The organism is Paraburkholderia sp. CNPSo 3076 (assembly GCF_026343935.1).
Lineage (GTDB): Bacteria > Pseudomonadota > Gammaproteobacteria > Burkholderiales > Burkholderiaceae > Paraburkholderia > Paraburkholderia nodosa.
In genome coordinates this window covers 127,775-149,119 of the sequence record NZ_JAPMAL010000006.1, presented here as the reverse complement: position 1 = coordinate 149,119, position 21,345 = coordinate 127,775, and the positions used below count along the sequence as shown (strand labels likewise).

Below are 21,345 nucleotides of genomic sequence, written 5' to 3'. Positions count from 1 at the left end.
ATTCACTCCAGCGAAGCGGCCACGAGTTCGGCCACGTCGAGCACGTCGGGGCGCGGGCCCACTACGCCTTCGAGCATCGCCGTGCACTGCGGGCAGGCCACGGCGACCACGTCGGCATTCACTGCGCGCGCGTCGGCGATGCGGATGTCGGGAATGCGCTGTTTGCCGGGGATATCGGTGAGCGGCGCACCGCCGCCACCGCCACAGCAGCGTGCGCGCATGCCGTGGCGATCCATCTCCACGACCTTGATGCCGATGGTCTTGAGCAGCTTGCGTGGCGCTTCGGTCTCGCCGTTGTAGCGGCCCAGATAGCAGGGATCGTGATACGTCGTGCGCTTTTCGGCGAGCGCCTGCACGGCCTTGGGCGCGATGCGTCCGGTCTCGGCGAGTTCCGCGAGATAGGTCGTGTGATGCAGCACTTCGTAACGTCCGCCAAGCGCGCGGTACTCATTGCGCAGGCTGTGCATGACGTGCGGATCGGCGGTGACGATGCGCGCGAAGTTCAGCGTGGCGAGCGTCATCATCATCTGCCTCGCCATGTGCTGGAACGTCGCTTCGTCGCCGAGGCGGCGCGCCACGTCGCCCGTGTCGGTTTCTTGCGCGCCGAGCACCGCGTAGTTCACGCCCGCCTTGTTGAGCACCTTCACGAGCGCGCGCAGCGTGCGCTGATAGCGCATGTCGAACGCGCCCTCGCCCGCCACCACGAGTATGTCCACGCGCTTGCCCGGTTGCGCCACGGGCGCGTTGAGATCGACCGACCAGTCGTAACGCGCCGCCTTGTCGTAGCCGCCCGCCGTGCCAGTTTCGCGCAGGTTTGCCAGCACTTCCGGGCCTTTGCCCGGCACCTCGCCGTGCACCAGCGTCTGGTTGCGACGCATATCGACGATGGCATCCACGTGCTCGATCAGCATCGGGCACTCTTGCACGCAGGCGCGGCAGGTGGTGCAGGACCACAGCGTTTGCGCTTCGATCAGGCTTGACACGATCGGGCCGTTCGGCGCGCCGCCATGCTGGCCGACCTTGATGCCCGGCGTGGGGCTGCCCGCATAGGCCGCATCGGTGCCGCCCGCCATGCCGACGACGAGATCCTGAATCAGCTTCTTGGGGTTGAGCGGCTGGCCCGAAGCGAACGCGGGGCACGCGGCCTCGCATTTGCCGCACTGCACGCAGGCGTCGAAGCTCAGCAGCTGGTTCCAGCGAAACTCGACGGGTTTCGCCACGCCATAGTCCTGCTTCTCTTCGATGTCGGGGAGCTTCAGCGCCGTGGGGGGCGTAGCCGTGCCGTTGCCGGTCCAGCCCTCGCGCGTCGCTGAAAAGCGCTCCTGGCGCGGATGGAACGCGAGGTGCAACAGCCCCGCCACGGCATGCTTCATCGGGCCGCCGCGCGCCGCGCCGAACGTCATTGCGAACGCGCCCACGGCGATCAGCACCGCGCAAAGCACCGCGAAGCCGCCCGACATGGCGCCCGCCGGTACGACCGTGAAGAGCGCCACGCCCAGCGCGAACGAACCGAGCAGCCACGGCAGCGTATTCCAGGGCCCGCGCGAGAGGCGCGCCGGCACCGCTTTCGCGTGACGGCGGCGCCACACGAACACCACGCCGATCAGCATGGCGAGCGCCGCGAGAAAGATCAGTTTGTCGAGCCACGGCGAATAGATCGCGAAACCGTAGTTGATGAACACGAGCGCGAGCGCCGCGATGGCGCCGCCCGCGGTGGCGACGTGCGTTTTGGCGATGTACGGGTCGCGCGCCACCACATGGTGCAGATCGACGAAATAACGCTTCGGGATACTGAACAGCTTGCCGACGCCCACGGAGCCGGGCGCAGCGGCGCGCCCCACCCGCCAGAAGGCGGCCCGCTTCGCGACCGCGAACGCGAGCCCCGCCATCGACACCCACAGCAGCGCGGTAATGAGCCAGGTCGGATTCATGGTTCAGAAGTCCTTGGCGAGCCGCAGCGCGTCGTAAATCGCGCCGTGAATGTTGTGCAAGGAGATGCAGTCGCCCACGCGGAAGAGCAGGAAGCGGCCATTGCCGAGTTCTTCGGCAAGGCACGGCTGCGCCTCGGCTGCGAAGAGCTTGTGCACGTCCACCTGCCCGCGATTGACCGATTCGGGCTTGATCGCCCAGTACAAGGCGTCGTTCGGCGTACTGCCGTTTTCGATCACCACCTGATCGACGGCGCGCTCTTCCTGTTCCTCCGTGTACTCGTTGCGCAGTACGGCGATCTTCTTGCCGTCTTCTTCGTACACCCGGTCGAGCCAGTAATTCGGCGTGTGAATCACCCCTTGCGCATAGAGGCGGCGATAGAAGATCGGGAACGTGGTGCCGCCCACGTCGTCGGCGACCTTCACGTCGGGCGTCACGATCTCGACCTTCGAGCCACGGCTCGAAATGAAATCGGCAACGCCTGCGCCCGCATGCGTGCTCACGCCGTCGTAGACGAGCACGTTCTGCTTCGGCTCGACCTTGCCGCTCAGGATGTCCCACGCGCTTACGGCGAGCCCCTCTTCCACGCCCCAGGCCGGAACCTGCTGCGTGAAGCTCGACCCGCCCGTGGCGAGCACGATGATGTCTGGCTTTTCCGCGAGAATGGTCTTCTCGTCGGCCGTCACGCCAAGGCGACGATCCACGCCAAGGCGCTTCGTCTCCATGTCGAACCAGCGCACGATGCCCGCCATCTGTTCGCGCTGCGGCGCTTTTGCAGCCAGCAGAATCTGGCCGCCCACGGCGTCGTTCTTCTCGAACAGCACGACATCATGGCCGCGCAGCCGCGCCACGCGTGCAGCCTCGAGGCCCGCTGGGCCCGCGCCGACCACCACGACCTTGCGCTTCGGGCCGCGCGATTTTTCGACCACGTGCGGCATAGTCGCTTCGCGCGACGTTGCGGCGTTCTGCACGCACAGCACGTCGAGCCCGTTGTACTGGCGGTCGATGCAATAGTTCGCGCCCACGCACTGTTTGATCTCGTCCTCGCGGCCGTCGCGAATCTTGATGACCATGTGCGGGTCGGCGATCTGCGCGCGCGTCATGCCCACGAGATCGACCATGCCGCTCGCGAGCAGACGCTCGGCCTGGCCCGCGTCGCGAATGCTCTGCGCGTGCATGACCGGCAGCTTGACCACCGACTTGATGCCTGCCGCGAGATGCACGAAGGGCTCCGGCGGCAGCGCCATGGGCGGCATGCAGTTCGCGAGCGTGTTGTGCGTATCCGCGCCGGAGCCGATCACGCCGAGATAGTCGATGAGCCCCGTTTCCGACATCGCCTGCGCGATTTCCTTTAGCTGCTCGTGATCGAGGCCGTCTTCGTGGAATTCGTCGCCGCACATGCGCAGGCCGACGCAAAAGTCCTTGCCCACCGCTTTGCGGACGGCCTTGAGCACTTCCACACCGAAACGCAGGCGGTTTTCGAGCGAGCCGCCCCATTCGTCGGTGCGAAAGTTCGTGCGTGGGCTCCAGAACTGGTCGATCAGATGCTGGTGCGCGGCGGAGATTTCGATGCCATCCATGCCCGCGTCCTTCACGCGCTTTGCAGCCGCCGCAAAGTCGCCGATGATGCGGCGGATCTCCTCCACTTCGATGATCTTCGCGTTGCCGCGGTGCACGGGCTCGCGTACGCCCGAAGGCGACATCAAATGCGGCCAATGCTCGCCGTGAAAGGCGGAGCGGCGGCCCATGTGCGTGGCCTGGATCATGATCTTCGCGCCGTGGCGGTGCATGGCCTCGGCCAGACGCGCGAGCGGATCGATGATCTTGTCCGTGGCGAGATTCACCGACTTCCACCAGCCTTGGGGACTATCGATCGACACCGGGCTCGACCCGCCGCATACGGCCAGGCCCACGCCGCCCTTGGCCTTTTCCTCGTAATAGCGGATATAGCGGTCGCCCGGCAAGCCGCCCGGCTCCGCGTAGACCTCGGCGTGGGCCGTGCTGACGATGCGGTTGCGCAGCGTGAGCTGATTGAGCGTCAAGGGTTTGAACAGATTGGGGTAGCGCATCGCAGACGACCTCTGGCGTTCGTGTCTTTCGGTGTGACCTGTATTGCGGGGGGGCGCGCGGCCGTTCAGGCGGCGATCGGCGAGACTTCGAATACGCAGTGCGCGTGGCCCTCGGCGGCGCATTGCACTTCTTTCGATTGCGAACGCGGCGCGTTTTTTCCGCCTTCCGTGGTGTCGTTCACCCAGTCCATCGCGCCCGCGAACCAGCCCGCGAACATGTAGCAAAGCTTGCCTTCCTTGCCCGGTTGCGCCAGCACGAACGACGAATGACGCAATTCGATCTTCGCGCGCGCGGTGGCCGGGTCGGCCTCGCGTATTGTGAAGAGGCCCCAGCCGCGCTGCGAAAGACGCTTCAGGTAATGTTCGAACACGGCCATACCGGCAATGCCGTGCTTTTCGGCTTCCTTCGCGCACCAGTGATAGGCCGACTTGTAGCCGGCCTTGTAGAGAATCTCGGCGTACACATCACAGCCCAACGCCTCTTCCACGGCGGTGTGATTGTTGGTGAAGAAGTGACGCGGCACGTACAGCATCGGCAGCGCGTCCGTGGTCCAGACGCCGGTGGCGGGGTCGACATCGATCGGCAGTTGCGGTTGCATTTCGTGGGGCTCCAATGACTCAGTTAGCAATTTTATTCAGGGTTTCTAATTACTAGAGTTGGCCTTTCCACGCTGCATGGTCAGGCCTCGCGGTCAACCGCCCCAGACTTCACCGAACACGCGCATCCAGTTCTCGCCCATGACCTTCCTGATGCGCGTCTCGCTCCAGCCGGCTTTTTGCATGGCGGCGGTAAGATTCGGAAATTCGCCGATCGTGCGGATGCCTTCCGGGTTCACGACCTTGCCGAAATTCGTGAGGCGGCGATAACGGCCCTTGTCGTGCGTGATCCAGTCGAAGAACTCGGTGCTGTAGCCTTGCGTGAAATCCGTGCCAATGCCCACGCGGTCCTCGCCGATCAGATCGACAACGTATTCGATCGCTTCGAGATAGTCCTCGACGGTCGAATCCGGGCCTTTCTTGAGGAACGGCGCGAACATCGTCACGCCCACGAAGCCGTTCGCATCGGCAATTTCCTTCAACTGCTCGTCCGTCTTGTTGCGCGGGTGCTCCTTGAGACCCGACGGACAGCAGTGCGAATACGTCACCGGCTTCTTCGAGCAGGCAATCGCATCCGATGAAGTCTTTCCGCCCACATGCGAAAGATCGACCAGAATGCCCACGCGGTTCATTTCCTGGATCACTTCGCGACCGTAGCCGGAGAGGCCGCCGTCCGGCTCATAACAGCCCGTGCCCACGAGGTTCTGCGTGTTGTAGCAAAGCTGCACGACATTCACGCCGAGTTCCTTGAACACCTCGATATAGCCCAGGTTGTCCTCGAAGGCATACGAGTTCTGGAAGCCGAAGATAATGCCCGTCCTGTTCTCTTTCTTCGCCCGCAGAATGTCGTCGGTCGTGCGCACGAGCGTGAGGATTTCGCTGTACTCGCGAATCTGCTGCTTCATCTGCGCAATGTTGTCCACGGTCTTCTGGAAGTCTTCCCACACAGAAACCGTGCAGTTGACGGCGGTGACGCCGCCCTTGCGCATGTCTTCGAACACCGAGCGCTCGAACTTCGAAATGTTCAGGCCGTCGATGATGATGCTGTTGTCATGCAGAGTGCTCATTAGCCGCTCCGAAACGCTCGAATGAAATTGAAAGTCGGTGGTGTGTAGAATCAGGCTTGCGTGTAGATCGGAAAGCGCTCGCACAGCGCGAAGATCTCGCGGCGCACGCGCTGCTCGGTGGCGGCGTCGCCTTCCGGATGCGCGCGCAGCGCGTCGAACACTTCGAGAATCAGGCGGCCGATCTTGCGGAATTCGTCCACGCCGAAGCCGCGCGTCGTGCCCGCGGGCGTGCCGAGGCGAATGCCCGAGGTGACCGTGGGCTTTTCGGCGTCGAACGGAATGCCGTTCTTGTTGCAGGTGATGCCGGCGCGCTCCAGCGCCTGCTCGACCTGATTGCCCTTCAGGCCCTTGGGCCGCAGATCGACGAGCAGCAGATGGTTGTCGGTGCCGCCCGTCACGAGGTCCACGCCGCCCGCCTTCAGCACCTCACCCAGCGCCTTCGCATTAGCGAGCACGCTGTCGATATAGGTCTTGAAGCTGGCTTCGAGCGCTTCGCCGAACGCGACCGCCTTGCCCGCGATCACGTGCATGAGCGGGCCGCCCTGGAGGCCGGGGAACACAGCCGAGTTGATCTTCTTCGCGATCTCCTCGTCGTTGGTCAGCACGAAGCCGCCGCGCGGGCCGCGCAGCGTCTTGTGCGTGGTGGAGGTGACGACGTGCGCGTGCTCGACGGGGTTCTGATGACGCCCCGCCGCGATGATGCCCGCGATATGCGCCATATCCACCATCAGCTTCGCGCCGACCGAGTCGGCGATGGCGCGAAAGCGCGCGAAGTCGAGTGCGCGCGGATACGCGGAAAAGCCCGCGATGATGAGGCTGGGCTTGTGCTGCTGCGCGAGTTCTTCGACCTGATCGTAATCAATCAGCATGGTTTCGCGGTTCACGCCGTACTGCACGGCGTTGAACCACTTGCCGGACAGCGCCGGCTTGGCGCCATGCGTGAGGTGGCCGCCCGCGTCGAGCGACATGCCGAGCACCGTGTCGCCCGGCTTGGCGAGCGCGAGCATGACCGAGCCGTTGGCCTGTGCGCCCGAATGCGGCTGCACGTTGGCGAAACCGGCGTTGAACAGTTGCTTGATGCGGCTGATGGCAAGCGCTTCCACCTCGTCGGCGAACTCGCAGCCGCCGTAATAACGCTTGCCCGGATAACCTTCCGCGTACTTGTTGGTCAGCACCGAGCCTTGGGCTTCGAGCACGGCGCGCGACACGATGTTTTCCGACGCGATCATTTCGACCTGCGACTGCTGCCGCTCGAGTTCTTTCAGGATGCTGCTGCGAACTGCGGAATCGCGCTGCGCCAGCGTTTGCGAAAAGAAAGGTTGAGTGTTCGACATAGGGCTTCCGTGACGATGAATGAAGGACTTCCTGCAATGCTGGAGGCCCCGTCGCGACTGGTTTTGCAGCGGCTGTGAACCCGCTTGACCGGCTTGGGACCGACGCTTCTATTCTTGTCGTTCGAATTGGCGCTCAACGTCGAAATTCAGACGCGTTCTTTTCCTTTTCCGCCATCCGCGTCCATTTTTCACAAGTGGCTCCGCTTGGCGCCCGCTAACGGTGCGCCGTGCCCCATGTTTCCCAATCCGAATTATTTATCGTGCATCGCAGTGCACCAATCCCGCACCCTCGTCCTTTTTCCCGCGTCCGGGCTTTTTTGTCCAGATGACTCAGGGTTTTGCCGCATGGCACACTGGACCCGCCAAACTCGAAAATTGCGGTAGCGTAGCCAGCCCCCCGGCCTCATCGGGCCTCCACTGGGCACCAGGCTACCGATCACAAGGAATCGTCCCCCATGCTGCCGGATCGCACAGCGTCGTTTGCGCACTTCGCGTTCATGCCGCTGCCCGACTTCACGATGATCGCGTTCACGAACGCGATCGAAGTCCTTCGTATGGCTAACTACCTGAGCGGACAGCCGCTTTACAGGTGGTCGATCATCAGCCCGGAGGGCGGCCAGGTCGCGTCGAGCAACGGGCTTTCCATCGACACCGGCCCGGCCGAATGTGTGGGGCAGCCCGATATCGTGTTCGTCTGCGGCGGCATCGATGTGCAGCGGGCCACCACGCCCGCCCATCTCGCCGCGCTGCGCCGCTTCGCGCGTATGGGTGTCGCGCTGGGCAGCCTGTGCACGGGGACCTATGCGCTGGCGAAGTCTGGGCTGCTGGCTGGGTATGCTTGCGCGATCCATTGGGAAAACATGTCGGCGCTGAAGGAGGAGTTTCCTTCGACGCGTTTTCTCAAGGAGCTCTTCGTCATCGACCGCGACCGCGTGACGTGCACCGGCGGCGTCGCGCCGCTTGACATGATGCTGCACCTCATCACAGCGCGTGTGGGCACCGCGCGTGTGACGCAGATCGCCGAGCAGTTCGTTGTCGAGCATGTACGCGATACGTCTGCCCAGCAGCGCATGCCGCTCGTCGCGCGGCTCGGTTCGGCGAACAAGTCACTCTTCGAAGTGATCTCGCTCATGGAGAACAATATCGAAGAGCCGCTTTCGCGCGAAGAACTCGCGCGTCTTGCGAATATGTCACAGCGGCAATTGCAGCGGCTCTTTCATGAGCATCTCGGCATGACGCCGACACATTACTATTTGACGCTGCGCTTGCGTCGTGCGCGTGAGTTGCTGTTGCAGACCGATATGTCGATTATGCAGATTACGATGGCTTGCGGGTTTCAGTCGGCTTGTCACTTTAGCAAGAGCTATCGGGATGCTTTTGGGAGTGCGCCTACTGGGGAACGGCGCAAGCGTGTTGCGCCACTTTCTGGGGTGGATTCGCCTGGTGCGGCTGTTGTTGTGCCTGCACCTGTTCATGTTTGAAACCTGGTTTCGCGCTGGTCTGCTAGCGTTGCCCCTGTGCGGGGCGGCACCTACTTTTCTTTGCCGCGGCAAAGAAAAGTAGGCAAAAGAAAGCCGCTCAAACCGCTAATGCCTGCCACAGTTCACATCTCGCCGTAAATGGTGAATGGCTCCGGAGCGTCTGTCGCCACTCGCTCCCAAACGGAGTGACAAGGCGCTAATCCTTCCGGCGGCGCTCCGCGCGCCGAAGGGCAGAATCCAAAACCGTTGGGCCGCGTGCATTCTCGCGAAGCCTGGCAACGCCCCCTGGTTTTCCATGCAGACCCGACCGCCGCGCGCGTAGCGAGCAGCGGGATGCATGACTGCCTTGTCACTCACTTTGGTGGTGCGAGGTGACAGACGCTCCGGAGCCATTCACCATTAATGGTGCGAGGTGAACGGTGGCAGGCGCTGGCGGTGTGAGCGGCTTTCTTTGCCTCCTTTCTTTGCCGCTGCAAAGAAAGGAGGTGCCGCCCCGCACAGGGGCAACGCCTGCATACCGACGCGAAAACAAGGCAACCCAAAAAAACGGCCAAAAGCCAAAACCAAAAACCAAAAACCAAACCTATGCCGCCAACAACCCATGCGGATCAATCACAAACTTCCGCGGCGCGCCCCCATCAAATTTCTTGTAGCCCTCAGGGGCTTCATCAAGCGAAATAACCGACACATTAACGATCTTGGCGATCGGCAGTCGGTCGAACAAAATCGCCTGCATGAGGTTGCGGTTGTACTTGAGCACGGGCGTCTGCCCCGTATGGAACGTATGCGACTTGGCCCAGCCAAGGCCGAAGCGGATGCTCAAACTGCCGTGCTGCGCGGCCACGTCGCGTGCGCCCGGATCGTCGGTCACGTACAGCCCCGGAATGCCGATCATGCCCGCAGGCCGAGTGATTTCCATCAGCGAATTGAGCACCGTGGCCGGCGCTTCTTCCGAGTGACCTGAAGCGCCATGCCCGTGCGCTTCGAAGCCCACGCAATCCACGGCGCAATCGATTTCCGGCTTGCCGAGTATCTGTTCGATCTGCTCGCCGAGCGTCGCGTCTTTCGAAAGATCGACCACTTCGAAGCCCATTGCCTTCGCATGCGCGAGACGCTCGGCATTGATGTCGCCGACGATCGTGCAGGCCGCGCCGAGCAAGCGCGCCGAAGCCGCAGCCGCCATCCCCACCGGACCCGCGCCCGCGATATAGACGGTCGATCCCGGCTTCACGCCCGCCGTGACCGCGCCGTGATAGCCCGTCGGCAGAATGTCGGAGAGGCACGTGAGATCGCGGATCTTCGACATGGCCTGGTCGCGGTCCGGAAACTTCAGCAGGTTGAAATCGGCATACGGCACGAGCACGTATTCGGCCTGGCCGCCAATCCAGCCGCCCATGTCGACGTAGCCGTAAGCGCCGCCCGCGCGCGACGGATTCACGTTCAGGCAAACGCCGGTGTGCTGCTCGCGGCACATCGCACAGCGCCCGCAAGCCACGTTGAACGGCACGGAAACGAGGTCGCCAATCTTCAGCGTTTCGACGTCGTTGCCCACCTCCACCACTTCGCCGGTGATTTCGTGGCCCAGCACGAGACCGACTTGCGCCGTCGTGCGACCGCGCACCATATGCTGGTCCGAGCCGCAGATATTCGTGCTGACCACCTTCAGAATGACACCATGGCCGATCGAGCGCCCGCTCGGATCGACCATCTTCGGATACGCGATCTTCTGCACCTCGACCTTGCCCGGCCCTTGATACACGACGCCTCGATTTCCGCTCATCTCGCTGTCTCCTGTTCGATGCAGCTCGCAATGCTGCTCACTAGATGGCGCTGCCTCGCGCGGACTCCGCGCAAGTCAACGATGCTTCGAGCGTAGCCTGAGCGCCACATCCGACGATGTGCAAAAAGCGACGCGCCCTTGCTTTGCGCCGACATCGGGCTACGCGTCCTGCCTGCTATGGCTGCCCGCCCCCGTCAGCCCGTATCCATTGCCGATAGTCGGCGCGTGTCCAATCGAGCGCCACGCCCACGCGCCGCGTGCCCGGCCGGATCTTCGGCTTGTGCACCGCGAGCCTGAGCGTTTCCAGCGCGGGCCATTCGCGAAACGAGAACGCCGCCATGTCCGCCACCAGCGTTTCGAGCAGCCGCGTGTGCGGCTTGCGCCCGAGAAAGTCGGCAAGGCGCGTGCAATAGCCGTCGTAGTCGATCCAGTCGCCCGCTTCACCCGTCGCGTTCTTTTCGCGCGGCATGCAGCGGTAACCGAGTTGCGCGTCGATCACGAGTGGCTGCGGGGAGCCGTGCTCGTGCGGATAGATGCCGATGCGCGCCGGCACGCTCAACGCTTCGACGAATACGCTCCAGCCGCGCCCGCGCGACTCGTCGTGAGCGCCGAGCGCACCGATTGCGCCCAGCGCGCCGAGCGCCGGCTCGAACGCTGCATCGACGATCTTCATGGCGCGACCGACGCTGCGGCGTCGACCATGATGCGGCAGAAATAATCGGCGAAACTGCGGCGCACGACGATCTCGAAGCGGTCCTCACCCGTGGGAATCAGCACGATCGAAGCCTTGAAATACACGCTCTGCGCGCATTGACCGGGCTTGAAGAGGCGCGGATGCAGGTCGAGCGGGCAGCCGCGCGAGAGCACGTCGCGTGCTCGCGTGCCTTCGATCTCGATCACCGTGTTGCCGCTGCCGATGTCCACGGCCGCCGCATAGGCGTCGCCGAGCACGGCGGTGAGCTTCGCTTCGAGCATGCCGGTTTGCACAGGCGCGAGTGAGCGCACGAGCCATTCGTCGGGTCCGAGCCAAAGCGTGTCGTAATGGTCGCTGCGCGCGACGGTGTTCGGCGCAGCGGGCGGCTCGCAGCCCACGACGCTGGCGAACGCCGCGACGAACGCCGGATCGCTCAGTTCGCCGCGCACGTTCACGAGGTCGCGGAACGGCAATTCGCGCATGGCGAACGCTTTCGAGGCGCGTCCCTCCTGCGCCTTGACCAGGTCCGCTGCGCCTACGAGCGGCGACTCCAGGCGCACGCCGACGACGCGCTCCGCGACCGGCAGGGGGTCTTTCGTTTCATTCAACATGCTGACGCACTCCTTCCGTGTCGTAGAAAATCGGGCTCGCGATCTGCGCGCTCACGCGCCGGCCATCGGCCATGGGAATCACCACGCGTTCGCCCATCTTGTTCAAGCCGCCCTTCACGACCGCAAGCGCAATGGAACGCTGCAGGATCGGGCTGTAGTAGCTCGACGTCACGTGGCCGATCATCGGCGTCGTGCCGTCGGAGCGCGCCTGCGCATCGGGCGCGATGATCTGGCCGCCTTCGGGCAGAACATACTGGGCTTCATCGGTCAGCAGTCCGACGAACTGCTTGCGGTTCTCCTTGGCCGTGTCCGAGCGCTTGAGCGAGCGGCGGCCGAGGAAGTCCTTCGTCTGCGAGACGAGACCGCCCATGCCGAGGTCGAAAGGCGTGACCGAGCCGTCCGTGTCCTGGCCCACGATGATGTAGCCCTTCTCCGCGCGAAGTACGTGCATCGTTTCCGTGCCGTACGGCGTGATGTCGAACTCGGCGCCGGCTTCCATCAGCGCTTCCCATACGGCGCGGCCTGCATTGGCCGGCACGTTCACTTCATAGGCCAGCTCGCCCGAAAAGCTGATACGCATGACGCGCGACTTCACGCCTGCGACGGTGCCGTTGCGATACGACATGAACGGGAACGCGGCGTTGTCGAAGTCGATGTCCTTGCACACCTTCTGCAGCACCTTGCGACTCTTCGGGCCGACCACGGCGAAGGTCGCCCAGTGATCGGTGACGGAAGCGAGACGCACCTTCATGTCGGGCCACTCGGTCTGCAGCCAGCGTTCGAGCCACGTGAGCACGCGCGCCGCGCCGCCCGTGGTGGTCGTCATCATGTAGTGCTGCTCGCCGAGGCGCACCGTCACGCCGTCGTCGAACACCATGCCGTTTTCGTCGAGCATCAGGCCATAACGGCACTTGCCCACTTCGAGCTTGAGCCACGGGTTCGTATAGACCCAGTTGAGCAGCTTCGCGGCGTCGGGCCCCTGGATGTCGATCTTGCCCAGCGTGGAAGCATCGAGAATGCCGACGCTGTTGCGCACCGCGAGACACTCGCGCTTCACGGCCGCGTGCAGATTCTCCCCGCTCTTCGGGTAGTACCACGGGCGCTTCCAGTTGCCCACGTCCTCGAATTCCGCGCCATGCTGCACGTGCCACTCGTGAATGCAGGTCTTGCGGATCGGGTCGAGCATGTCGCCCAATTCGCGCCCCGCGAACGTGCCGAACGTGACGGGCGTGTAGTTCGGGCGGAACGTCGTCGTGCCCGTTTCGGGAATCGTCTTGCCGAGCGCGCTGGCGAGAATCGCCATGCCGTTGATATTGCCGAGCTTGCCCTGGTCGGTGCCGAAGCCCATGGCCGTGTAGCGCTTCACGTGCTCGACCGACTCGAAGCCTTCGCGCGCGGCGAGCAGAATGTCCGCTGCCGATACGTCGTTCTGGAAGTCGACGAATTGCTTCGGCCCGCGCGCCGCATCCTTGCGGCTGCCCACGAGCCACAGCGCCTGCAGCGGCGTTTCCTCGACCTCGGCGGCCCTGGGCACAGCGGGCCGCTTGATCGGCAAGCCGAGCGACTTCGCCGCGTCGATGCCGCCGTCCACACCCTGCGTGAGCGCGCGGGCAAGGCCGAATTCGCCCACCGCCGCGCCGACGCTCACTTCCTCCTGCACGCGCTTGCCCGGCATGAAGCACGCCTTCGCGTCGCTCCAGTGCGCCTTGCCGCCCGACTGCGCGAAGAGGTGCAGTACCGGGCTGAAGCCGCCCGACACGGCAACGAGATCGCATGCGAGCGTGGCCTGCTGCGCGCCGGCTTGCCCGTTCGTGTAGCCCACCACATCGACTGAACTCACGCGCTGCTTGCCGTGCGCACAGTTGATGGCGGCGTTGTACATCATCTTCACGCCCTGGCGGCGCGCGGCGGCCTGCAATGCGCCATTGCCCTGCGTACGCGCATCGACGACCGTAACGGTCGCGCCGCATGCCTTCAGGTCGAGCGCACAACGGTAGCCCGCGTCGTTGTTCGTGAACACGACCGCATTGCGGCCCGGCAACACGCCATAGCGATGGATATAAGTCGATACCGCCGAGGCCTGCATGATGCCCGGCAGATCGTTGTTGCCGAACACGATGGGACGCTCATGCGCACCCGTCGCGAGAATCACGCGTTTGGCGCGGATTTTCCACAACAGCTCGCGCGTCCCCTGGCGCGTGGACACCGGCAGATGCTCCGTCAAACGCTGCGTAACGGTCACGAGATTGTGATCCTGATAGCCGAAAGCCGTGCTGCGCGACAGGATCTTCACGTCGGGCATCTGCTTGAGTTCGGCTTCGATCTTCTCGACCCAGTGGAGCGCGGGACGGCCATCGATATCGGCCTTGCACGACAGCAGGCTGCCGCCCAGTTCACGCTGGTCGTCCACCAGAATCACGCGTGCGCCGGTTGCGCCCGCCGTATGCGCGGCCGCGAGACCGGCGGGGCCGCCGCCGACCACGAGAACGTCGCAATGCGCGAAGCACTTGTCGTAGCGGTCGGCGTCGCGCACTTCGGGCGCCTTGCCGAGACCCGCGGCGTCGCGAATCTTTTCCTCGTATTTCGGCCACCATTTGCGCGGCCACATGAAGGTCTTGTAGTAGAAGCCCGCCGGCAGAAAGCGCGAAAACTTCTGGTTGATCGCCATGCGATCGTTTTCGAGGCTAGGCTCGGCGTTCACGCTCGTCGCGATGAGCCCCTGATACAACTCGACTTCGGTCGCGCGCGCATTGGGCACCGTATACGCGCCGCGCTCGAGTTGCACGATGGCGTTCGGCTCGGCCACGTCCGCCGTCATGATGCCGCGCGGGCGGTGGTACTTGAAGCTGCGCGCGACGAAATGCACGTCGTTGGCGAGCAGCGCCGAGGCGAGCGTGTCGCCCTGGAAGCCCTGATACGTGCGGCCGTTGAACGTGAAGTTCAGCGGAATCGCGCGGTTCACGCGCCCACCGGCGCCAAGGCGGTTCTTCTGGCTCATCGCTGCGTGCTCCCTTGCTTGTTGCCTTGCGCCTCATCTGCTGCGCCGAAGGTCTCGTAACACTGAATCTCGTAGGTGACGGTGTCGCGCGTCGCCTTGAACCAGCGGCGGCAACCCTGCGCGTGCAGCCACTGCTCCTTGTGCACGCCGCGCGGGTTGTGACGCATGAAGAGGTAGTCGCCCCATTCCTCGTCGGTGAGTTTGTCGGTCTCGAGCGGGCGCGCGATGTCGGCTTCTCCGCCGCACGTGAACTCGACTTCGGCGCGGGGACCGCACCACGGGCATTCGATCAGCAACATGTTGTGGTCTCTCTTTAGTGCGCGACAGCGGCTGCGCCGTGTTCGTCGATCAGATGGCCGGTATAGAAACGGTCCAGCGAGAACGGCGCGTTGAGCGGATGCGGTTCGTCCTTGGCAATGGTGTGCGCGAACACCCAGCCCGAGCCCGGCGTCGCCTTGAAGCCGCCGGTGCCCCAGCCGCAGTTGAAATAGAGACCCTTCACATCGGTCTTGCTGATGATCGGGCAGGCGTCCGGCGAAACGTCGACAATGCCGCCCCACTGCCGGTTCATGCGCACGCGCGAGAACACCGGGAACATTTCGACGATGGCCTGCAGCGTGCCCTCGATGATGTGGAAGCTGCCGCGCTGGCCAAAACCGGTGTACTGGTCCACGCCCGCGCCGATCACGAGATCGCCCTTGTCGGACTGGCTGATATAGGCGTGCACTGCGTTCGACATGATGACGGTGTTCACGACCGGCTTGATCGGCTCCGACACCAGCGCCTGCAGCGGGTGGCTTTCCAGCGGCAGGCGCACGCCGGCCATGTCCGCGAGCGTCGTGGTGTTGCCCGCCGCCACCACGGCGACCTTCTTCGCCTTGATGAAACCCTTCGACGTATCCACACCGGTCACGCGCGCGCCGTCGCGGCGAATGCCCGTCACCTGGCAGTTCTGGATGATGTCCACACCGTGCTGGTCCGCGCCGCGCGCGAAGCCCCATGCCACGGCGTCGTGGCGCGCCACGCCCGCACGGCGCTGGATCGAGGCGCCCAGCACGGGGTAACGGCTGTTCAGGTTGATGGTCGGCTCGATTTCCTTGATCTGCCCGGGCGTGAGGAATTCCGCGTCCACGCCGTTCAGGCGGTTCGCATTCACACGGCGCTCGGTGTCGCGCACGTCCTGCAGCGTGTGCGCGAGATTCATCACGCCGCGCTGGCTGAACATCACGTTGTAGTTGAGGTCCTGCGAGAGCCCTTCCCAGAGCTTCATCGCCTTTTCATAGAGCGCCGCCGACTCGTCCCACAGATAGTTCGAACGCACGATGGTCGTGTTGCGCGCCGTATTGCCGCCGCCGATCCAGCCTTTCTCCAGGATCGCGACGTTCTTCACGCCGTGCTCTTTCGCGAGGTAATAGGCCGTTGCGAGACCATGCCCGCCGCCGCCGACGATCACCACGTCGTACTCCTTCTTCGGCTCCGGGCTTCTCCACTGCCGCTCCCAGTTCTCGTGATACGACAACCCGTTGCGGAACAGACTGAATATCGAATAGCGGCTCATCTCGCAGACCCCTTGTTGCGCGTTACCATTAGCTTCCGTTAGCACTCGATGACGTTCACGGCGAGACCACCGCGCGACGTCTCCTTGTATTTCGTCTTCATATCGGCACCCGTTTCGCGCATCGTCTTGATGACGTTGTCGAGCGTGACGTAATGCTCGCCGTTGCCCTTGAGCGCCATGCGCGCGGCGTTGAGTGCCTTGATCGCGCCCATCGCGTTGCGCTCGATGCAGGGAATCTGCACGAGCCCGCCCACCGGGTCGCAGGTCATGCCGAGGTTGTGCTCCATGCCGATTTCGGCGGCGTTCTCCACCTGGCCCGGCGTGCCGCCCATGACGGCAGCAAGCGCCGCAGCGGCCATCGAGCACGCCACGCCCACTTCGCCCTGACAGCCCACTTCCGCACCCGAGATCGACGCCGTTTCCTTGTAGATGATGCCGATGGCCGCGGCCGTGAGCAGGAAGTTGGCAATGCCGTCTTCGTTTGCGCCCGCCACGAACTTCACGTAGTAGTGCAGCACCGCGGGAATCACGCCCGCCGCGCCGTTCGTGGGCGCCGTGACGACGCGGCCGCCCGCCGCGTTCTCTTCGTTCACGGCCATGGCGTAGAGATTGACCCAGTCGAGCATCGAAAGCGGATCGCGCAGCGACTCCTCGGAGCGCGAACGCAGATGCACCGAGAGATCGGCGGCGCGGCGCTTCACATGCATCGGGCCGGGCAGCTCGCCATGCATCTTGCAGCCGCGCTCCACGCAGGCGGCCATCGCGCGCCAGATCACGAGCAGCCCTTCGCGCACTTCCTCCGGCGAGCGTGCCGCGCACTCGTTCGCGAAGGTGACTTCGGCGATCGAGCGGCCGCTCTCCTTGCACACGCGCAGCAGGTCGTCGCCGGTGCGGAACGGATACGGCACCTCGCGTCCGCTGCGCACGCCGTTCACGCGGTCGCCGTCGCGGTTCACGACAAAACCGCCGCCCACCGAGTAGTACTCTTTTTCGACGAGCAGCTGCCCGTTTTCGTCGAAGGCCTGGAAACGCATGCCGTTCGGGTGGAGCGTGTTCGCGCCGCCCATCGTCTTGCGAAAGAAGCCGATGCACTCCTTTTCGTCGAAGCGGATGGTCTGCTTGCCGAGCAGCACGAGCGACTTCTCGCGGCGCATGGCGGCGAGGCGCGGCTCGATCTGGTCGGGATCGACCGAGTCGGGCAAGTTGCCTTCGAGGCCGAGCAGCACGGCCTTGTCGGTGCCGTGGCCCTTGCCCGTCGCGCCGAGCGAGCCATACAGCTCGACTTTGACGCGGCGCACAAAGGCGAGCAGATTGGCGTCCTCGATATGGGACGCGAAGCGGCACGCGGCAACCATCGGGCCGACCGTATGCGAGCTGGACGGACCGATTCCGATCTTGAACAGGTCGAAAACGCTGACGTTCATCTGACTTCCCTTCGCGCTGAGCGCATGGATGAGCTTGGATGCAAGTAGACCAAAGAGGCCATGGCAGCCGATAGAACAAAAACGCCATCGCCGTTGGACGGCCTCGCCAGCCAGGGTTTCGGGCGACGCCGGCGGACGTTTCGCCAGCGTTTAACCGGGGGTTTTCCCGAAGTTTTGCGGCGGAAAAACACCCGCCTGCCCGCTCAGAACGAATGCCGCAAGCCAACGCGCACGTCGGCCTGCGTCGTGGTGGAAGACGGCGTGAAGCTGTAGCCGATCACCGCGTCCACCCCCTGCGAGGCCTTGAGCCAGTCGCCCGAGAGATAGACGTCCGTGGTCTTCGAAAGCAGGTAATGCAGGCCCGCCGAAAGCTGGTTCCAGTGGTGGCCGTCGAAGTGGGTGTACTGATACCCGCCCGCCACGCTGAACGCGGGCGTCACCTGCCAGTTGGCGCCGCCTTCGCCCACCTGCATGTGCTCGCTCTCGCCGAATGCCTTGATCTGCGTGTACGTGAAAGCGCCCATGAGCGTGACGTCGCCGATGGCGTAGCTCGCGCCCGCGCCGAAGGTGGCCTGCTTGTCCACGGGGAACGGCGTCTCCGAATAGAGCGAACTCACCGCTCCGGTGGCCGGATCGACGCTGACGGTCGGCCTGCCAAAGAACGTGCGCACGCCGATCATGTTGTACGGGTCGAACGCGTAGATGCCCGATGGGTTGTTCAGCTGTGTATAGGCGGTGCCGATCGCGAACGGGCCGTTCTGGTACTGCGCGCCTACGCTCCAGGCGCTGCCGGTGTGGAAGTCGCCGGGCGTGTTGCTGAACGAGTACATGCCGCCGAACTGGAATCCGCCGAACGTGTTCGACATGAACTTCACGGCGTTCGGCAGATGGTCGCCGTTCATGCGGTCGAAGTCGCCCTGGTTGATTGCGTAGCCGCTCGCCCATGCCGTGACGTTGTAGAGGTAGACGAACTCCTGTGTCATATCGGCCTGATTGCCGAACGTGAGCGTTCCCCAATCGTTCTGGAGTCCGACATAAGCGAGGCGGCCGAAAAGCGAGCCGCCGTTGGCGATCTGTCCGTTGCCGAGGTGAAAGCCGCTCTCCAGCTGGAACACGGCCTTCAACCCGCCGCCGAGATCCTCGGTGCCCTTGAGGCCCCAGCGGTTTGCCTGCGCAATGCCATCGTCGAATTTCACTTGATGCGAGCCGCCCGCATTGCTCACGTAGGTCACGCCCGCGTCGATGATCCCGTACAGGGTGACGCTGCTTTGGGCATGGCTCGCGGTCGAGACAGCGCTCAATGTCACCGCGATGCCGCTCAGTGCCACCGCATTCAGTTTTCTCATGGTGTCGGGTCTCTCTGGTCTGGCGATACAGGTTGTCGGGCCGCGCCGGCAACGCGTGACGCCTTGCGCGGTGGATCAAAACGTACAAGTCCAAATCTCGCCCGACTTGCGCAGACACGACACGCGCTGGCGCTAACGCGACACGCCAGCCACAGAAAAACCCCTGCAAAACAGGCGAAATCCGTTATCCGGCGGGCCTCGCGAGGGGTTCCGGCGATGCGATCATCGGTAATCCGACGCGGACTTTGTAAAATCCGCCGATCCCGCCATTTCTACGTTTTTATTGATTGAACATTCAATAAAAAATACCTAGAGTGGAAACCTCCCCGAATCGCCCGGAATGACCATGCCCAAGATCGGAATGCGCGACGTGCGCCGCGCGCAACTCATCGACGCCACCCTGCAATCGATCGACGAGTCGGGTCTCTCCGGCACGACGCTCGCCACCGTCGCGCAGCATGCGAAGATTTCGACTGGCATTGTCAGTCACTATTTCGGCGGTAAGGACGGTCTGCTCGAAGCCACCATGCGCCACGTGCTGCACGACCTCTGGGAGGCCACGCTACGGCGTCGTCTCGCAGCGAAAGACGAGCCGCGCGCGCGCTTGCGCGCCATCGTCGCGGCCAATTTCGACGTCTCGCAGGTGAACGCACCCGTCATGAAGACGTGGCTCGCGTTCTGGGCCGAGAGCATGCATCAGCCCGCGCTGCGCCGGCTGCAGCGCGTCAACACGCGGCGGCTCCATTCGAACCTCTGCGCGGAATTCGAAAAGGTGCTGCCGGGCGCCGCGGCCCGGCGCGCCGCAAGCGGACTCGCCGCCTTGATCGACGGCCTCTGGCTGCGCGGGGCACTCACGGGCGAACCGTTCGACACGAAGGCCGCGCTGCGCGTGGCCAACGACTACATCGACCTGCTGCTCGAAGCGCGCGCCAAGCCGCGCTCAGGCAAGTCGGCCAAATAACCCGGCCTGGAGCCAATCGATGCCCCTCTTTCCCCTGCAACGCCTCTTCATCGACGGCACCTATACCGACGCCACCAGCGGCGAAACATTCGACACCTACGATCCCGCCTCCTGCACGCGGCTCGCCACGGTGCAGCACGCGAGCGCCGCCGATATCGACCGCGCCGTGCAGTCGGCCCGTAACGGCCAGCGCGTCTGGGCCGCCATGACGGCCATGCAGCGCTCGCGCGTGCTGCGGCGCGCGGTCGAGTTGCTGCGTGAGCGCAACGACGAACTCGCGGCGCTCGAAACGAGCGACACGGGCAAGCCCATCGCCGAAACGCGCAGTGTGGACATCGCCACCGGCGCCGACGTGATCGAGTACTACGCGGGACTCGCACCCGCGCTCGAAGGCCAGCAGATTCCGCTGCGCGAAAGCTCGTTCGTCTACACGCGGCGCGAGCCGCTGGGCGTCACGGCGGGCATTGGCGCATGGAACTATCCGCTGCAGATCGCCTGCTGGAAATCGGCGCCCGCGCTTGCCGCCGGCAATGCGATGAACTTCAAGCCGAGCGAGATCACTCCGCTTTCGGCCTCGAAGCTCGCCGAGATCTATATCGAGGCGGGCGTGCCGCCCGGCGTGTTCAACGTGGTCCATGGCGACGGCCGCGTCGGCGCCATGCTGAGCCTGCATCCCGGCATCGAGAAGATTTCGTTTACGGGCGGCGTCGAAACGGGCAAAAAGGTCATGGCGGCCGCGGGCGGCTCCACGCTCAAGGAAGTCACGATGGAACTGGGCGGTAAGTCGCCGCTCATCGTCTTCGAAGACGCCGACCTCGAGCGCGCCGCCGACATCGCAGTGACCGCCAACTTCTTTAGCGCCGGCCAGGTCTGCACCAACGGCACGCGCGTGTTCGTCCATCAATCGGTGATTGCCGCGTTCGAGGCGCGGGTGCTCGAACGCGTGAAGCGCATCCGCGTGGGCAACCCCACCGATCCCGCCACCAACTTCGGCCCTCTCGCCAGCGCCGCGCAGCTCGACAAGGTGCTCGGCTTTATCGAAAGCGGCAAGCGCGAAGGCGCGCGGCTGCTCGCGGGCGGCGCGCGCCTCACGAAGGGCGATTTCGCGCGCGGCCAGTACGTGCAGCCCACTGTGTTCTCCGGTTGCCGCGACGACATGCGCATCGTGCAGGAGGAAATCTTCGGCCCGGTGATGAGCATTCTCGCCTTCGCCAACGAAGCCGAAGTCATCGCACGCGCCAACGAATCGCTTTACGGCCTGGCCGCCGGCGTCGTGACCGAAAATCTCTCGCGCGCGCACCGCGTGATTCATCGGCTCGAAGCCGGCATCTGCTGGATCAACACGTGGGGCGAGTCGCCTGCCGAAATGCCCGTGGGCGGCTACAAGCAGTCGGGCGTCGGCCGCGAAAACGGCATCACCACGCTCGAGCATTACACGCGCATCAAATCCGTCCAGGTGGAACTGGGACCGTATCAGCCCGTTTTCTGAGGGAGTC

General features: G+C 64.1%; 16 protein-coding genes. 3 read left to right on the top strand and 13 right to left on the bottom strand.

Features of this window, described 5'->3' with window-relative positions:
- Positions 1-2: 2 nt before the first annotated feature.
- The 5 genes from M3A49_RS09165 to M3A49_RS09145 form a co-directional block, all read right to left on the bottom strand.
- Entirely contained in the window at positions 3-1,931 is a 1,929-nt protein-coding gene (locus M3A49_RS09165; protein WP_266228412.1) for a (Fe-S)-binding protein, read from the bottom strand.
- A gap of 3 nt (positions 1,932-1,934) precedes the next feature.
- Positions 1,935-3,998, bottom strand: coding sequence for an NADH:flavin oxidoreductase (locus tag M3A49_RS09160; RefSeq protein WP_266228411.1), 2,064 nt, complete (start codon positions 3,996-3,998; stop codon positions 1,935-1,937).
- A 65-nt stretch (positions 3,999-4,063) separates the two neighbouring features.
- A complete protein-coding gene (locus tag M3A49_RS09155) occupies positions 4,064-4,597 on the bottom strand; it encodes a DUF5943 domain-containing protein (RefSeq protein ID WP_266228410.1) in 534 nt (177 codons plus the stop codon).
- 93 nt (positions 4,598-4,690) lie between these two features.
- Positions 4,691-5,662 (bottom strand): dipeptidase, encoded by a 972-nt coding sequence (locus M3A49_RS09150; protein ID WP_266228409.1) that lies wholly within the window; start codon positions 5,660-5,662, stop codon positions 4,691-4,693.
- A gap of 50 nt (positions 5,663-5,712) precedes the next feature.
- Entirely contained in the window at positions 5,713-6,996 is a 1,284-nt protein-coding gene (locus M3A49_RS09145; protein ID WP_266228408.1) for a serine hydroxymethyltransferase, read from the bottom strand.
- Positions 6,997-7,451: 455 nt separating this feature from the next.
- Between M3A49_RS09145 and M3A49_RS09140 the strand changes: the two genes are divergently transcribed.
- The gene (locus M3A49_RS09140) at positions 7,452-8,477 is read left to right on the top strand and encodes a GlxA family transcriptional regulator (RefSeq protein WP_266228407.1); all 1,026 of its coding nucleotides are present in this window, start codon (positions 7,452-7,454) and stop codon (positions 8,475-8,477) included.
- A gap of 583 nt (positions 8,478-9,060) precedes the next feature.
- On the opposite strand, the gene fdhA is transcribed toward M3A49_RS09140, so the two are convergent.
- From fdhA to M3A49_RS09100, 8 genes are all read right to left on the bottom strand, one after another.
- Entirely contained in the window at positions 9,061-10,257 is a 1,197-nt protein-coding gene (gene fdhA / locus M3A49_RS09135; protein ID WP_028206297.1) for a formaldehyde dehydrogenase, glutathione-independent, read from the bottom strand.
- Between the two features lie 175 nt (positions 10,258-10,432).
- Positions 10,433-10,930, bottom strand: a complete 498-nt coding sequence (locus M3A49_RS09130) for a dihydroneopterin aldolase (RefSeq protein WP_266228406.1) — start codon at positions 10,928-10,930, stop codon at positions 10,433-10,435.
- The gene (locus M3A49_RS09125; RefSeq protein ID WP_266228405.1) at positions 10,927-11,562 is read right to left on the bottom strand and encodes a sarcosine oxidase subunit gamma; all 636 of its coding nucleotides are present in this window, start codon (positions 11,560-11,562) and stop codon (positions 10,927-10,929) included. The genes M3A49_RS09130 and M3A49_RS09125 overlap by 4 nt, the downstream gene beginning before the upstream one ends.
- Complete coding sequence (locus tag M3A49_RS09120) at positions 11,552-14,560, bottom strand: sarcosine oxidase subunit alpha family protein (protein ID WP_266228404.1); 3,009 nt, start codon at positions 14,558-14,560, stop codon at positions 11,552-11,554. Before M3A49_RS09120 ends, M3A49_RS09125 begins: the two co-directional genes overlap by 11 nt.
- Positions 14,557-14,859, bottom strand: coding sequence for a sarcosine oxidase subunit delta (locus M3A49_RS09115; protein WP_266228403.1), 303 nt, complete (start codon positions 14,857-14,859; stop codon positions 14,557-14,559). Before M3A49_RS09115 ends, M3A49_RS09120 begins: the two co-directional genes overlap by 4 nt.
- A 14-nt stretch (positions 14,860-14,873) precedes the next feature.
- Positions 14,874-16,118, bottom strand: coding sequence for a sarcosine oxidase subunit beta family protein (locus tag M3A49_RS09110; protein WP_266228402.1), 1,245 nt, complete (start codon positions 16,116-16,118; stop codon positions 14,874-14,876).
- Positions 16,119-16,156: 38 nt separating this feature from the next.
- Positions 16,157-17,542: an L-serine ammonia-lyase gene (locus tag M3A49_RS09105; protein WP_254357646.1), complete on the bottom strand. Its 1,386-nt coding sequence runs from the start codon at positions 17,540-17,542 to the stop codon at positions 16,157-16,159.
- 203 nt (positions 17,543-17,745) lie between these two features.
- On the bottom strand, positions 17,746-18,888 hold the full coding sequence (locus M3A49_RS09100; RefSeq protein WP_266228401.1) for a porin: 1,143 nt from the start codon (positions 18,886-18,888) through the stop codon (positions 17,746-17,748).
- Positions 18,889-19,234: 346 nt separating this feature from the next.
- On the opposite strand from M3A49_RS09100, the gene betI reads away from it, so the two are divergent.
- Complete coding sequence (betI, locus tag M3A49_RS09095) at positions 19,235-19,849, top strand: transcriptional regulator BetI (protein WP_266228399.1); 615 nt, start codon at positions 19,235-19,237, stop codon at positions 19,847-19,849.
- 19 nt (positions 19,850-19,868) lie between these two features.
- Entirely contained in the window at positions 19,869-21,338 is a 1,470-nt protein-coding gene (gene betB, locus M3A49_RS09090; RefSeq protein ID WP_266228398.1) for a betaine-aldehyde dehydrogenase, read from the top strand.
- Positions 21,339-21,345: the final 7 nt, after the last annotated feature.